The organism is Reyranella humidisoli (assembly GCF_019039055.1).
GTDB lineage: Bacteria > Pseudomonadota > Alphaproteobacteria > Reyranellales > Reyranellaceae > Reyranella > Reyranella humidisoli.
The window spans coordinates 558,279-573,041 of the sequence record NZ_JAHOPB010000002.1 but is presented as its reverse complement, the minus strand read 5'-3'; the positions used below and the strand labels follow the sequence as shown (position 1 = coordinate 573,041).

13 protein-coding genes are annotated in these 14,763 nt (G+C 66.9%); 4 read left to right on the top strand and 9 right to left on the bottom strand.

The window, feature by feature from the left end; genetic code table 11:
• Positions 1-43 precede the first annotated feature (43 nt).
• Genes KQ910_RS21180 through argH form a run of 3 tightly spaced genes read right to left on the bottom strand, consistent with a single transcriptional unit; the run spans position 44 to position 5,377 of the window.
• Complete coding sequence (locus tag KQ910_RS21180) at positions 44-2,650, bottom strand: TIGR02302 family protein (protein ID WP_216964988.1); 2,607 nt, start codon at positions 2,648-2,650, stop codon at positions 44-46.
• A 13-nt stretch (positions 2,651-2,663) separates the two neighbouring features.
• A complete protein-coding gene (lysA, locus tag KQ910_RS21175; RefSeq protein WP_216964987.1) occupies positions 2,664-3,938 on the bottom strand; it encodes a diaminopimelate decarboxylase in 1,275 nt (424 codons plus the stop codon).
• 2 nt (positions 3,939-3,940) lie between these two features.
• On the bottom strand, positions 3,941-5,377 hold the full coding sequence (gene argH / locus KQ910_RS21170; protein ID WP_216964985.1) for an argininosuccinate lyase: 1,437 nt from the start codon (positions 5,375-5,377) through the stop codon (positions 3,941-3,943).
• A gap of 35 nt (positions 5,378-5,412) precedes the next feature.
• On the opposite strand from argH, the gene KQ910_RS21165 reads away from it, so the two are divergent.
• The 4 genes from KQ910_RS21165 to nadC all read left to right on the top strand — a co-directional run bounded on the left by KQ910_RS21165 (position 5,413) and on the right by nadC (position 8,903).
• A complete protein-coding gene (locus tag KQ910_RS21165; RefSeq protein WP_216964983.1) occupies positions 5,413-6,006 on the top strand; it encodes a TlpA disulfide reductase family protein in 594 nt (197 codons plus the stop codon).
• Between the two features lie 42 nt (positions 6,007-6,048).
• Positions 6,049-6,981, top strand: coding sequence for an NUDIX hydrolase (locus tag KQ910_RS21160; protein ID WP_216964981.1), 933 nt, complete (start codon positions 6,049-6,051; stop codon positions 6,979-6,981).
• A 72-nt stretch (positions 6,982-7,053) separates the two neighbouring features.
• Positions 7,054-8,043 carry a quinolinate synthase NadA gene (gene nadA, locus KQ910_RS21155; protein ID WP_216964979.1) on the top strand — a complete coding sequence of 330 codons (990 nt, stop codon included), beginning with the start codon at positions 7,054-7,056 and terminating at the stop codon, positions 8,041-8,043.
• 8 nt (positions 8,044-8,051) lie between these two features.
• The gene (nadC, locus tag KQ910_RS21150) at positions 8,052-8,903 is read left to right on the top strand and encodes a carboxylating nicotinate-nucleotide diphosphorylase (RefSeq protein ID WP_216964977.1); all 852 of its coding nucleotides are present in this window, start codon (positions 8,052-8,054) and stop codon (positions 8,901-8,903) included.
• A gap of 137 nt (positions 8,904-9,040) precedes the next feature.
• Here nadC and KQ910_RS21145 read toward each other — a convergent pair whose 3' ends face one another.
• The 6 genes from KQ910_RS21145 to KQ910_RS21120 are packed head-to-tail and all read right to left on the bottom strand — an operon-like array spanning position 9,041 to position 14,709.
• Positions 9,041-9,502 carry a hypothetical protein gene (locus KQ910_RS21145; RefSeq protein WP_216964974.1) on the bottom strand — a complete coding sequence of 154 codons (462 nt, stop codon included), beginning with the start codon at positions 9,500-9,502 and terminating at the stop codon, positions 9,041-9,043.
• A gap of 28 nt (positions 9,503-9,530) precedes the next feature.
• A complete protein-coding gene (locus KQ910_RS21140) occupies positions 9,531-10,631 on the bottom strand; it encodes an NADH:flavin oxidoreductase (RefSeq protein WP_439653333.1) in 1,101 nt (366 codons plus the stop codon).
• An 11-nt stretch (positions 10,632-10,642) separates the two neighbouring features.
• Positions 10,643-12,112 (bottom strand): M81 family metallopeptidase, encoded by a 1,470-nt coding sequence (locus KQ910_RS21135; protein ID WP_216964970.1) that lies wholly within the window; start codon positions 12,110-12,112, stop codon positions 10,643-10,645.
• 16 nt (positions 12,113-12,128) lie between these two features.
• A complete protein-coding gene (locus KQ910_RS21130; protein WP_216964968.1) occupies positions 12,129-13,001 on the bottom strand; it encodes a 3-hydroxybutyryl-CoA dehydrogenase in 873 nt (290 codons plus the stop codon).
• A 21-nt stretch (positions 13,002-13,022) separates the two neighbouring features.
• The gene (locus KQ910_RS21125) at positions 13,023-13,958 is read right to left on the bottom strand and encodes an electron transfer flavoprotein subunit alpha/FixB family protein (RefSeq protein WP_216964966.1); all 936 of its coding nucleotides are present in this window, start codon (positions 13,956-13,958) and stop codon (positions 13,023-13,025) included.
• A gap of 1 nt (position 13,959) precedes the next feature.
• On the bottom strand, positions 13,960-14,709 hold the full coding sequence (locus KQ910_RS21120) for an electron transfer flavoprotein subunit beta/FixA family protein (protein ID WP_216964965.1): 750 nt from the start codon (positions 14,707-14,709) through the stop codon (positions 13,960-13,962).
• Positions 14,710-14,763 lie beyond the last annotated feature (54 nt).

Below are 14,763 nucleotides of genomic sequence, written 5' to 3'. Positions count from 1 at the left end.
CGACTCCGCTCGGGCTGATTTTTTACATCGAATCCAGAGAAGATCAGTACGTCTTCAGCAGACGGTCGATGTAGTCGAGTTCTTCCTTCGGGCGCAGCTGGTCGCCGGCGCGGCGGCGCAGTTCGTCGAGGATCTCGCGGCTGCGCTGACGGTCGAGTTCCAGCGGCACCTTGTCGGCGCCGGAGTCGATCGCGTCGCCGTAGTTGCCATCGGAACGGCCCAGCGGATCGCGATCCTCGCTACGGCGCTCCCGCTCTTCGATCTCGGCGATGTCCTGGTTGTTACCGGGGCCGCGCTGCTGGCGCATCTGCTCGGCCATGTCGCCCATGCCCTGCTGCAGATTGTCGAGCGCCCGGCGCTGGGCCCGAGAGGCCTCGCGCGAATCGCCACGGCGCAGGGCATCCTCGGCCTCGCGCATCGAACGCTCGGCACGACCCAGCGATTCGGGCATCTGCAGGCCGTTCTCGTCGAGCTTCTTCATGAAGTCGCCGAGCCGACCGCGCAGGCCTTCCTGCTGGCCGCGCTGCTGTTCGCCCCACTGGCCCTGCCCCTGGCCTTGTCCCTGACCGGGCTGCTGGCCCTGACCCTGCTGGCCTTGTTGCCCTTGCTGGCCGCGTTGACCCTGCTGGCCTTGCTGTCCCTGCTGACCGCGCTGGCCCTGTTGTCCCTGCTGTCGCCCTTCCCGCTCGGACTCGCCCAGCAGCTGGTTCTGCCGGCGAGACAGCTGGTCGAGCTGGTTCATCATCTCGCGACCCTGCTGGTTGCCCTGGCCCTGCTGGCCCTTCTGCCCCTGCTGCTGGCGCTGCTGGCCGTTGGGGTTCGCCATCATCGGGGTGGCGTTCTCCATCATCTTGCGCAGCTCCTCGAGCATGCGCTTGGCCTCTTCGCGCTGGCCGTTCTTGGCCATCTCGCGAATCTTGTCGAGCATCTTCTGCAGGTCGTCGCCGGTGATGGTGTTGTTGGGATCCATCTTCTCCGCCTGCTCTTCCATGCGGCGGCGCTCGTCGGGATCCTTCATCTTCTCCGCCAGCTCGCGCTGCCAACGCGCCATGGCGTCGTAGAGCTGCTGGATCAGTTTCTCGATCTCCTCGTCGCCGGCCTGGCGCTGCATGGCGTCACGCAGTTCCTGACGCGCCTGCTCGACGGCGCGCTCGGCATCCGACGTCGAGCCGCTCTCCAGGCGCATCGCCAGGTCCCACAGCAGCTTCTGCGTGTCGACGATCGTCTCCTTGTCGTCCTTCTGGGCCAGCCGCACCGAGCCGATGCGCAGGCCGAGCTGGACGACCGGATCCTCGCGGTAGCTCTTGGGATTCGCATGGACCAGGCGCATGCCATCGGCGACGTCGATGCGATAGCCCTTGGGATCGCGCGTCAGCGCCTTGCGCAGGACGATGAGCGCCCGCGCGGTCGGGTCGTTGAACACCCGCTCCGGCAACAGGAACGTCTCGACCGAGCTGCGGCCCTTCTGGCCGAGCGCATCGGTGGCGAACAGCATCACCGTGACCTTGAGGCCGGCCCACGGATGGCTGGTGAGGTCGCGCACGAAGGTGTCGGCGATCTTCTTGGAGTTGCCCGCGACCGGCAGGTCGACGCGCAGCACCTCCGGCTCCTCGTCGCTGCTGAGCGCGTCGTCGCCCAGCACGCTGCCGTGAAGGCGCATCTGGAGCTGGACGCCGGTCACGCCGAAATCGTCGCCGCCGATGTACTCGATCTTGGTCGACCACTTGTCCACGCCGATCGGACGGGCGAAGTCGACGGTCGGGGCGAGGTCGGGGATGACGTGAAGCTTCCAGCGCGCCTGCTCGTCGCCGCGCGCCTGCAGGGTGATCTGCTTGCCCTCGGTAATGGTCTCCTCGACCTGGTACTTGCCCTTGCTGACCGTCGAGAATTCGGTGGTCTTGCCGTCGATCGACAGAACCGGCGGCTTGCGGCCGCGCGTGTCGTCAACGAAGCCAGCGATCTTGCTGCCGACAGGAATGCGCAGCACCTTGTCGTGCTCGGCCATGTCCAGATAGACCGGCGGCTTGCCGGTATAGGCCGGCGGGGCGATCCACAGGTTGGCAACGACCGGCGGCGGCGGCGGGAACGCCGGCGTCACGGCGGCGGCCATGCGGTCACTGCGCCAGCCGCCCGCGGCGGCAATGGCGACGACCAGCGCCAGCAGCGGCACGAAGCGCAGCGCCCACTTGTCGAGGCTGGCGAGGCCCGGATGGGCGGCCTTGTTGCTCAGGCTGGCGAGGCGCTCGGCCTCGCGGCGGCGATGGGCTTCCCAGAGGGCCACGGCCATCGGATCGGTGTTGCCGGCAGCAAGATTGTCCTGCACGGCGGCCAGCGGCCGGTGCGGGATCTCACTGTCGCGTTCAAGGCGACGGGTCGCCTCTTTCCGCGCGGGCCATGAGAAATCACGCAGCTGCCACCAGGCAAGACCGGCGAAGGCCAGCGCCAAGGCGCCCAGAATACCCGTATGGGCCCAAGGGTCGAGGCCGGCGAACAGGTCGAGATGGGCGGCCGCGACGAACAGGGCGACGCAGGAGAGCAGCGGCACGACGCGCGGCCACAGGCCTTCCCAAGCCAAAGCCGCCCACGCCAAACCAATCTTGCGTCCCAGCCCTGGGGCCTGGATCGTCGGGGTGGTCTGGCTGGCGTCCATCGACGTCCTTTCGTTAGGCCTTTGTCGGCTCCATCCAGGGCGGGAGCCGCTCTGCGGAGATCATGTCCTCAACGGTGGGCCTCGGTCGCGTAACCGCAAACCTCGTGCCATCCACCATCACCTCGGGCGCCAGCGGCCGGCTGTTGTAGCTCGACGCCATCACCGCCCCATAAGCGCCCGCCGAGCGTATCATGACGAGGTCTCCGGCAACCAGCGGCGGCAGATCACGATTCTGCGCGAGGAAGTCGCCGGACTCGCAGATGGGACCGACAATGTCGCAACGGATCGTGGCGGCATCGGGGCGTGGCTGCCGGACCGGCAGGATATCGTGCCACGCCTCGTAGAGGGTCGGCCGGATCAGGTCGTTCATCGCCGCATCCACGATGACGAAAGTCTTGGCGGAGCCGGGCTTCACGAGGATCACCTCGCCCACCAGCACGCCTGCCTCGCCCACCAGCCGGCGGCCCGGCTCGAAGGACAGTTCGCAGCCCAGGCCTTCGGTCTCGCGCGCCACGACCGCCATGAAGTCGGCGATCGAGGGCGGCTTCTCGTCGGCGTAAACAATCCCCAGGCCGCCGCCGATGTCGAAGCGGTCGATCGAATGGCCATCCTGGCGGAGCTGCCCGATCAGCTCTCGGACCCGCACGATCGCATCGCGATAGGGCGTGAGCGAGGTGAGCTGCGAGCCGATGTGCATCGCCACACCGACGACGTTCAGGTTCGGCAGCCGACCGGCCAGCCCGAAGGCCTCGCGCGCCAGGTCGATGTCGATGCCGAACTTGTTCTCCTTGCGGCCGGTCGTGATCTTGGCGTGCGTCTTGGCGTCGACGTCCGGGTTCACGCGGATCGTGATGTCGGCCTTGAGGCCGAGCTGTCCCGCCACGGCGTTCAACGTCTCGAGCTCGGCCGAGCTTTCGACGTTGATCTGGCCGATGCCGGCTTCGAGCGCGGCCATCAATTCCGACGCCTTCTTGCCGACGCCGGAATAAATGATGCGCCTGGCCGGGATGCCAGCCGCCAGAGCCCGCTTCATCTCGCCCACCGACACGATATCGGCGCCCGCCCCCATCTCGCCGAACAGGCGGATGACGGCCTGGCTGCTGTTGGCCTTCATCGCGTAGGCGACGCTGGCGTTCATGCCCTTGATGCCGTCGGCGAACTCCTTCCAGCCGGCGCGCAGCGCGGCGGCCGAATAGCAGTAGAACGGCGTGCCGACCTGCGCGGCGATGGCGGCCAGCGTAACGCCCTCGGCGTACATCTCGCCGTCCTTGTAGCTGAAGAAGCTCATCGTCAGCGGCCCCCGGTCTTGTCGAGGAAGCGGCGACGCGCGTCGGCGACGGCGCGCACGACGTTCGCCGGCGCGGTGCCGCCCAGGCTCTTGCGGGCGTTGACCGAAGCCTCGACCGTCAGCACGCGATAGACGCTGCGGTCGATCTTCGGTTCGACCGCCTGCATCTCCTCAAGCGACAGCTTGTCGAGGTCGATGCCCTTGTCGGCGGCGATCCCGACCAGGCGGCCGGTCACGTGATGGGCCTGGCGGAACGGCAGGCCGACCTTGCGGACCAGCCAGTCGGCGAGATCGGTCGCCACGGAGTAGTCGGCCGAGGCGACCGCGCGCATGCGCTCAGGGTTCGCCTTGAGGTCGCGGATCATGCCGGTCATCGCCGCGATGCCCAGCTCCAGCGAGTCGGCGGCGTCGAACAGCGGCTCCTTGTCCTCCTGCATGTCCTTGCCGTAGGTCAGCGGCAGGCCCTTCAGGATGGTGCAGAGCGCCACGAAGGCACCGACGATGCGGCCGACCTTGGCGCGTGTCAGCTCGGCGGCATCCGGGTTGCGCTTCTGCGGCATGATCGAGCTGCCGGTCGTGAAGGCATCCGACAGCGAGATGAAGCGGAACGGCGCGGAGCACCAGATCACGATCTCCTCGGAGAGGCGCGACAGGTGGACGGCGGTCGTCGAGGCCGCGGAGATGAATTCGATCACGTAGTCGCGGTCGGACACGGCATCGAGCGAGTTGGCCATCGGGCGCTCGAAGCCCAGCGCCTTCGCGGTCTTGCGCGGATCGATCGGATGCGGCGAGCCGGCCAGCGCCGCGGCCCCGAGAGGCGATTCGTTGAGGCGCGCCCGGCAGTCGGCGAAGCGGCTGCGGTCGCGGCCGAACATCTCGACATAGGCCATCAGGTGATGGCCGAAGGTGATCGGCTGGGCGGTCTGCAGATGGGTGAAGCCCGGCATGATCGTCGAGGAATACTGGTCGGCGCGGTCGATCAGCGCGGCCTGCAGGTCGCGCAACATCAGCTCGACCTTGTCGATCGTGTCGCGCACCCACAGGCGCACGTCGAGCGCGATCTGGTCGTTGCGCGAGCGCGCCGTGTGCAGGCGGCCGCCGGCTGGGCCGATGATGTCGGTCAGCCGCTGCTCGACGTTGAAATGGATGTCCTCGAGCTTGGTCGAGAACTTGAACTTGCCGCTCTCGATCTCGGCCTTGACCTGGGCGAGGCCACGCTTGATGGCGCGGCCGTCCTTGGCCGTCAGGATGCCCTGGGCCACCAGCATGTCACAGTGCGCGACGGAGCCTGCGATATCCTGCGCGTAGAGCCGGCGGTCGAAACCGATGGAGGCGTTGATCTTCTCCATGATTTCCGCAGGGCCGAGCTTGTAGCGGCCGCCCCACATCGTGTTGGAGCGACGATTGGCTGCTCGCGCAGTCGTGTTCTTCCGTGCCATGAATTAAAGCCACTGATCCTTTAGGAACGCGGCTTATGGCACATCCTGTCCCTAATTTCCTCCCCGGCCGACGCTACATTCTTTGCGGCACCCTGGCGGCCCTCGTGCTCCCGGCCACCGCCACGCCGAGCGTGGCCGGCGTGAAACCCGACATGGCCAAGGGCGCCATGGAGCGCTTCAAGCTCGCCAGGACGCCCAAGCCCCTGCCCGACCTCGAAATCCAGGATGCCGACGACAAGCCGCTGAAGCTCGGCGACCTCAAGGGCAAGGTCGTGCTGCTGAACTTCTGGGCCACATGGTGTGCGCCCTGCGTGAAGGAAATGCCGAGCCTCGACCGCCTGCAGGCAGCCTTCCCGAAGGACAAGTTCCTGATCGTTCCGCTGTCGATCGACGGGCCGACCAAGCCCAAGGTCGCCCCCTTCTACAAGGACCAGAAGCTCGCGAACCTCGGCATCTACTTCGACAAGGGTCGCAAGACGATGCAGGGACTCGACGTCACCCTGCTGCCGACCTCGATCCTGGTCGACGCCAAGGGCCGCGAGCTCGGCCGCATCGAGGGCGACGCCGACTGGGACATGCCGGAATCGATCGCCCTGATGAAAGCGGCGATGGGCAAGGACAAGGGTTGACGGGCGCGAAGTCACCCCGCGTTCGTGCATAATGCGGCCGACATGACGCCGCCTCCCGCGACCTCCGACGCCGTTGCCATCGAACTCAATGCGGTGCTCGTCGCCCTGACGGCAGACCAGCCGCAGGTCCTCACGCTGGACGACGGCGCGCTGCTGCCTTCGGGACCCTTCGCGACCGAACATCCCACCCTGCAGAGCGGCGTGCGGGCCTGGGTCGAGCGGCAGACAAATCATCCACTCGGCTATGTCGAGCAACTCTACACCTTCGCCGACCGCAACCGCCCGGCCTCGCACGGCCGGCAGCGCGTCGTGTCGATCAGCTATCTAGGTCTCACCCGCGAACGCCTGTCGGCCGGCGCGCGCGATCCGGAATGGCGAAGCTGGTATCGCTATTTTCCGTGGGAGGACTGGCGGACGGGTCCCTCGCCTCTGATCGCCCAATCGATCCTGCCGCACCTCGCGAAATGGGCGGCAGCTGACCGTGACCCGGCGAGCCGGCGCGAGCGGCAGCAACGGATCGAGATGACCTTCGGTGACGGGCTGGAGAACTGGAACGAGGACCTGGTCCTCCAGCGCTACGAGCTGCTCTACGAGGCGGGCCTCGTACCCGAGGCGAAGTCAGCCGGGGCCGATCCCGTGCCCGGCATGCCGATGCGCCACGACCATCGCCGGATCCTCGCCACCGGCATCGCGCGGCTCAGGGCCAAGATCAAATACCGGCCGGTCTTCTTCGAGCTGATGCCGCCCGAATTCACGCTGCTGCAGCTCCAGCGCGCAGTCGAAGCGCTGGCAGGCCGGCCGATGCACAAGCAGAACTTCCGCCGCCTCATCGACCAGCAGGGCCTGGTCGAGCCGACGGGTGCCAGCAGCTCTGAGGCACGAGGCCGGCCCGCGAAACTGTTCCGCTTCCGGCGCGAAGTCGTCCTAGAACGCGCCGTCGCCGGCACCAAACTCCCCCTCTCACGCCCCATCTGAAAACTTGACGCCATTAATGCTCATTTTTAGTATAAATATATAATGCTCTTGTTGAGCATAATGAGGTGTCTGATGTCGTTAGCCTTCTTGCCGGACCTGATGGCCCGTACCGCCCCGCTCTACGACCGCGTGAAATCGGTGATTCCGTCGATCGAATGGCCGGCCTTCGCCGGAGACATCGACGCCATCCTCGCGCTGAAGCGCGAACGGGATGCCGTTATCCTGGCGCACAACTACCAGACTCCCGAGATATTCCACTGCGTGGCCGACATCGTGGGCGACAGCCTGGCGCTGGCCCGCGAAGCCATGAAGGTCGATGCCGGTACGATCGTCCTGGCGGGCGTCCACTTCATGGCCGAGACGGCGAAGCTCCTGAACCCGGCCAAGCGCGTCCTGATCCCCGACCTCGGCGCCGGCTGCTCGCTCGCCGCATCGATCACCGCCGCCGATGTCCGGCTGCTGCGCCAGCGCTATCCCGGCGTTCCCATCGTCACCTATGTGAACACGTCGGCCGCCGTGAAGGCCGAGAGCGACATCTGCTGCACATCCGGCAACGCGAAGAAGATCGTCGAGAGCCTTGGCGTGCCGAAGGTCATCATGCTGCCCGACGAATATCTCGCTCAGAACATCGCGGCCGAGACCGGCGTCGAGATCGTCACCTGGGCCGGCCACTGCGAGGTCCACGAGCGCTTCACGGCACAGGATATCCGGCAGTTGCGCGCGGGCCATCCCGGCATCGTGGTGCTGGCCCATCCGGAATGCCCGCCCGAGGTCGTGGGCGAATCCGATTTCACGGGCTCGACGGCGGCGATGATCGACTATGTCGGCCTGAAGCGGCCGGCGCGCGTCGTCCTCGTGACCGAATGCTCGATGAGCGACAACGTCGCCGTCCAGCACCCCGGCACCGAGTTCATACGCCCGTGCAACCTCTGCCCGCACATGAAGCAGATCACCCTGCCGAAGATCCGCCATGCGCTGGAGACGATGCAACACGAAGTGACGATCGATCCCGCGGTGGCCGAGCCGGCCCGGCGCGCGGTCGAACGCATGCTGGAAGTCTGAGGCCCGCGATGACGATACCCCCTCTTCCCGATCTACTCATCGAACCGGTGGTCCGCGCAGCCCTCCTGGAGGATCTCGGCCGCGCCGGCGATCTCACCACCGACGCGATCGTGCCGGCGACCGCAAAGGCAAAGACCGCCCTGGTCGCACGCCAGCACGGCGTCGTGGCGGGACTTGCCGCAGCGGCGACGGCCTTCCGGCTGGTCGACCCGTCCATCGAGATGACGATCGAACGGCCGGACGGCACACGCCTCGTGCCCGGCGACCGCATCGCGACCATCACGGGTCCGGCGCGCGGGATGCTGACCGCCGAGCGGGTCGCGTTGAATTTCCTCGGCCATCTGAGCGGCGTCGCCAGTGGCGCGGCCACGCTTGTCGAGGCGGTGCGCGGCCACAAGGCGCGCATCTGCTGCACGCGCAAAACCATGCCGGGACTGCGCGCGCTGCAGAAATACGCCGTCCGCGTCGGTGGCGGCATGAACCACCGCTTCGGTCTCGACGATGGCGTTCTCATCAAGGACAACCACGTCGCCGTCGCGGGCGGCATCCGTCCGGCGATACTTGCGGCGCGCCGCGGCGTCGGCCACCTCGTGAAGATCGAGGTCGAGGTCGATACGCTGGATCAGCTCGAAGAGGCGCTGGCGACGGGTACCGACGCGGTCCTGCTCGACAACATGACGCCCGACCAGCTCGCCAGCGCGGTCCGCATGATCGACGGTCGCGCCATCGCCGAAGCCTCGGGCCGCATCACGCCGCAGACGGCGCCGGCGATCGCGGCCAGTGGCGTCGACCTCATCTCAGCGGGCTGGCTGACCCACAGCGCCAGCGTGCTCGACATCGGCCTCGACTGGCAGACCTAAAAATCCCCCACCCTGAGGAGCGCTCCGCAGGAGCGCGTCTCGAAGGGTGGGCATAAGCACCACGTCCGTTGCCCATCCTTCGAGACGGCCACTCCGTGGCCTCCTCAGGATGAGGTCGTGGCGTACTCACTCCTAGGTCAGTTGCTGACTTCGCAGTGCTTGCCCATTTCCTTGCACACGCGCAGCACGGCCTGAACGACCAGCGACGCGGTCGAGCCTTCGCCGGGCCCCGCATGGCCCGCGATCATGAGCTGGGAGACCTCGTCGTTGAACGGCACCACGTTCAGCGTCGCGGTCCGATCGCCCTCGGCGATCTGGATGCGGCGCTGCCCGGGATCCTGCATCAGGATGCGCACCGACGGGTTCTTTCGCGCGAGTTCCAGCGCCGTCGAGAAGATCTTGTCGGCGTGGGCGTCGAGCAACACGGTCGCGAAGTCATAGCCGGCACGGCCGTTCGGTTGGCCACCCTCGGTCATCTGATGGATGCGCCCCAGCGCCTTGCGCGCCACAAACACCCATTGCGCCTGGGCCGGTGCGAACGGCAGCAGCAGGCCGACGAGCACGGTGGCCGCGACGAGGGGTCTGAATATCTGGCGCATGCATCGTCTCCCTTCAGGGAGCCGCATACTAGGCGAGTGTCGCCAGCGATGAAGCCGAGAATGGCGCCAGTTCGGCGAAGCGGCCGGCGCGCACCTTGGCGGCCCATTGCGGATCGGCTAGCAGCGCGCGCCCGACCGCGACGAGGTCGAACTCGCCCTTTTCCAGCCGCGCTTCAAGTTCGCCCAGATCTCCGATCTCGGAATCCTCGCGCGTCCGGAAGGTCTGCACGAAGTCCGCACCCTTGAGGCCGACCGAACCCACGGTGATCGTGGGCATACCGGTAAGCTTCTTCGTCCAGCCCGCGAGGTTGAGCGTCGAGCCTTCGAACTCGGGCTCCCAGAAGCGGCGCGTCGAGCAATGGAAGATGTCGGTCCCGGCTTCCGTCAGCGGCTCGAGGAAACGCGCGAGTTCGTCAGGCGTCAGCGCGAGCCGCGCCGTGAAGTCCTGCTGCTTCCACTGCGAGAAGCGGAAGATGATCGGGTAGTCCGCACCGACCCGCGCGCGGATCGCCTTCACGATGTCGGCCGCGAAACGCGTGCGCTGCACGAAATCGCCGCCCCAGGCGTCGCTGCGCTTGTTCGCGCCGTCCCAGAAGAACTGGTCGATCAGGTAGCCGTGCGCACCGTGGATCTCGACCGCGTCGAACCCGATCTCCTGGGCGACGCCGGCGGCGCGGCCGAAGGCGTCGATCGTGTCGGCGATGTCGGCGTCGCTCATCGGCGGGCCGACCGGCTTGCCCGACGCGGCCAGACCCGACGGACCATCGGACGGCGCCTCGGGATTCCGGCCGGTGCCGGTCTTGCGCATCATGCCCTGGTGCCAGAGCTGCGGCGCGATCTTGCCGCCCGCGCCATGGACTTCGGCCACGACACGCCGCCAGCCTTCGAGGCTCGCGGGCGAATGGAAGTCGGGCACGTTGGTGTCGTTGGAGGCAGCCGGCCGGTCGACTGTCGTGCCTTCGGTGATGATGAGACCGACACCGCCCTCGGCGCGGCGTCGATAGTAGGCCGCCACGTCGGCGCCGGGGATGCTGTCGGGGCTCTTGGAGCGCGTCATCGGCGCCATCACCAGACGGTTGGAGAGCGACAGCGACCTCGACTCGAACGGACGAAACAGCGGGCTGGTCATGGAATTCTCGCTCATGGAAAGGTGATGTCGCCGTAGGGATAGAATTTCTTCAGATCGACGTGCCGGTACGGCAGGCCGTCGAGTCGCACCGTGCCGAGGAAGGGCTCGACCGGCTCGACAAGCAGGATCGTCCTTGCAAAGCTGCTGTCGTCGAAGCCGCGGCGGAAATGGACGCGCGACTTGATGGCGATTGCCTTGAACTGCGCGAGATCGAAGGCCGGGCCCGCGAGCTGGGACGGTTCGACGATCTGCGTGAGATAGCGACTGATCAGCACGACGTTGCCGCGGCCGAACGCGACGCTTACCCACAGGGTGCCATGGGCTTCGTGCGCACCAACGACCTTGCCGGTGACGCGCACCGGCTGGCCGGCCGATTCGTCGGCGAGGCCGCCGATCTCCCTGTCGAACGCGTCGCCCACCTTCACGCCCCCGGCCTCAAGCGCATCGATAGCCCTGGCATCGGCGATTGTCGCGATCAGCACATCCGACAGGTCCTGCTCGATCACTTCCTTCAGGATCCAGGTCGCGTAGCCCGAGCGGTCGCTGTGATCGGCCAGCACGACCGGCGTCTCGCCGCGCGCCATGGCGTCCTTGGCCAGCCTGACGCCCTCGGGGATCGGATGGACCCTCGCGGTCTTGAGCAGATCGTCGCGGCGGCGCCACGCCCAGGACGACATGTCGTCGGCGACCTTCCGGGCCAGCGCTGCATTGCCATTGGTCATGACCTGGAAGGTCATGCCGACGTCGGGCACGTCGGCGAAGGGAAAGCCGAAGAACACGTTCACGAACACGTCGGGCTCGCGCGCTTCCCAGACGAGCGCGCGCTGCACCAGGTCCATCCACGGCGAGGCGCCCGTCCACTGCAGCACGGTCGGCGTGATGATCGGCACCTTAACCGTGACGGTCTCGGGCCGGTAGTCGCCACGGATCGCGCGCACCAGCATGCGCGCCGCGCGTTCGCCCTGCAGGTGGCTGTCGTAGTGCGGGAAATACTTCACCGTGAAGGCCATGTCGGCCTGGGCTAGGAACTCCGCATCCTCGTTGCCGTGCGGGTCGAAGGTGCCGACGATGAAGGCCTTGCGGCCGACGATCTCGCGGACCCGCCGCGCGATGTCGGCCTCGGGCCGCGCCACGCCGCGCACGCCCATCGCGCCATGCAGGCTGAGATAGACGCCGTCGAATGGTCCCTGCGCCTTCAGGCCGGCAATCATGCGGCCGAGGAAGGTCTCGTAGGCCTCTTCCGTGATCCAGCCCGAGCCGGTGCCGGTCTTCGGCCAGAGCGGCGATTCGATGCCGACCAGTTCGACGCCGTCATACTCGCGCGCCACCTTCACGAACCCGCCCATGTAGGACCTGGGATCGTGCGCCAGCAGCGCTTCGCCGCTGGCGGGAGAGCCGGGATAGGTGAAATCCGCGAGCGTGGTGTCGTTCGGAAGGAACGTCACCGTCTCATGGGCGAACTGCAGGACGGCGATACGCATCCCGCCGTGCGCCTCCCTAGCGCGTCGGAACCGGGCGTTCGCCGGAATAGTCGTAGAAGCCGCGCTTGACCTTGCGACCGACCCAGCCGGCCTCGACGTACTTCACGAGCAGCGGGCACGGACGATACTTCGAATCGGCCAGGCCCTCGTGCAGCACCTGCATCACCGACAGGCAGGTATCGAGGCCGATGAAGTCGGCCAGCTCGAGCGGGCCCATCGGATGGTTGGCGCCCAGCTTCATGCCGGTGTCGATCGCCTCGACGTTGCCGACGCCCTCGTACAGCGCATAGACCGCCTCGTTGATCATCGGCAGCAAGATGCGGTTCACGATGAAGGCCGGGAAGTCCTCGGCATTGACCGGCTTCTTGTCGAGCCTGACCACGACCTCGCGCACCGTGCGGAAGGTCTCTTCTTCCGTCGCAATGCCGCGGATCAGCTCGACCAGGCCCATCAGCGGGACCGGGTTCATGAAGTGCATGCCCATGAACTTGCCGGGCCGGTCGGTGACCGCCGCGAGCCTCGTCACCGAGATCGACGAGGTATTGGTCGCCAGCAGAACGTTGGCCGGCAGGCCCTCGCAGACCTTCTTGAAGATCTCGCGCTTCACCGCCTCGTTCTCGGTCGCCGCCTCGACGATCAGGTCGCAATCGGCGAGCGGCTTGTAATCGGTCGCGGTTGAAATGCGTCCCAGTGCCGAGTCCTTGTCCTCGGGACGGATCATGCCACGGCCGATCTGCCGGTCCATGTTCCGTCCGATGGCGTCGATACCCTTGTCGAGATGCGGCTGGTCGACATCCACGAGACGGATGTCGTAGCCCTTCAACGCGCAGACATGGGCGATGCCGCTGCCCATCTGGCCGGCACCGATGACGCCGATGCGCTTGATCATGATGGGTGTCCTCGGGTTTGCTTACTTTTTCTCGACTGCGGCAGTCAGCTCGGGGACGATCTGGAACAGGTCGCCCACGATGCCGTAATCGGCAACCTGGAAGATCGGTGCTTCCTCGTCCTTGTTGATCGCCACGATGGTCTTGCTGTCCTTCATGCCGGCGAGATGCTGGATCGCGCCGGAGATGCCGATGGCGATGTAGAGGTCGGGTGCCACGACCTTGCCGGTCTGGCCGACCTGGTAGTCGTTCGGCACGTAACCCGCATCGACCGCGGCGCGGCTGGCGCCGAGACCGGCGCCGAGCTTGTCGGCCAGCGTCTCGAGCATCTTGAAGTTGTCGCCGCTCTGCAGGCCACGGCCGCCGCTGACGACGATCTTCGCGCTGGTCAGTTCGGGGCGCTCGCTCTTGGAGAGCTCGGCGCCGACGAAAGACGAAAGGCCCGCGGTGCCCGTGCCGGCGATCTGCTCGATCGCGGCCGAACCACCGCCTGCCGCCGCCTTGAAGTTGGTCGGGCGGACGGTGACGATCTTGATCTTGTCGCCGCTCTGCACGGTCGCCATGGCGTTGCCGGCGTAGATCGGGCGGACGAACGTGTCGGGCGAGACGACCTTGATGGCCTCGGAGACCTGCGCGACGTCGAGCAGCGCGGCGACGCGCGGCGCGACGTTCTTGCCAACCGAGTCGGCCGCCATCACGACGTGGCTGTAGCCCGGCGCGAGCTTGACGACGAGCGGAGCGATGTCCTCGGCCAGCCAGTTGGCGTAGGCCGCATCCTCGGCCTGCAGCACTTTGGCCACGCCCTGGATCGCGGCCGCCGACGCGGCGGCCTCCGCGGCGTTGCTGCCGGCCACCAGCACATGGACCTCGGGGTCCATCTGGGCCGCGGCCGCTACGGCGTTGGCGACATTGGCGCGGACGGTCTTGCCGTCATGCGCGGCGACGACGAGGACGGCCATGTCAGATCACTCCCGCTTCGTTGCGCAGCTTCTCGACCAGCTCCGCGACGGTCTTCACCTTGATGCCGGCCTTGCGCTTCGGCGGCTCTTCCACCTTCAGCGTCTTGAGGCGCGGCGCGACGTCGACGCCCAGCGCGTCCGGCGCCAGGATCTCGATCGGCTTCTTCTTCGCCTTCATGATGTTTGGCAGCGAAGCGTAGCGCGGCTCGTTCAGGCGCAGGTCGGTGGTGATCACCGCCGGCATCTTGATCTTGATGTTCTCGAGACCGCCGTCGACCTCGCGCTTAACCTCGACCGAACCGTCGGCGACGTTGAGCTTGTTGGCGAAGGTGCCGACCGACCAGCCGAGCAGCGCGGCCAGCATCTGGCCGGTGGCGTTCGAGTCGTCGTCGATCGCCTGCTTGCCGACGATCACCAGGCCGGGCTGTTCCTTGTCGACCACGGCCTTGAGCAGTTTGGCGACGGCCAGCGGCTGCAGTTCGGCGTCGGTCTGAACGAGGACGCCGCGGTCGGCGCCCATGGCGAGCGCGGTGCGGATCGTCTCCTGACACTGGGCCGGGCCGGCAGAGAAAGCGATGACTTCGGTCGCAGCGCCCTTCTCTTTCATGCGAATCGCCTCTTCCACGGCGATTTCATCGAAGGGGTTCATGGACATCTTGACGTTAGCCGTCTCGACACCCGTGTTGTCGGCCTTGACGCGGATCTTGACGTTGTAGTCGATGACCCGCTTGACCGCGACCAGCACTTTCATCGCGTTGCGCCTATCGGTGAGTTGCGGCCGGACTGACCCGTCCGGCGAAGGGGA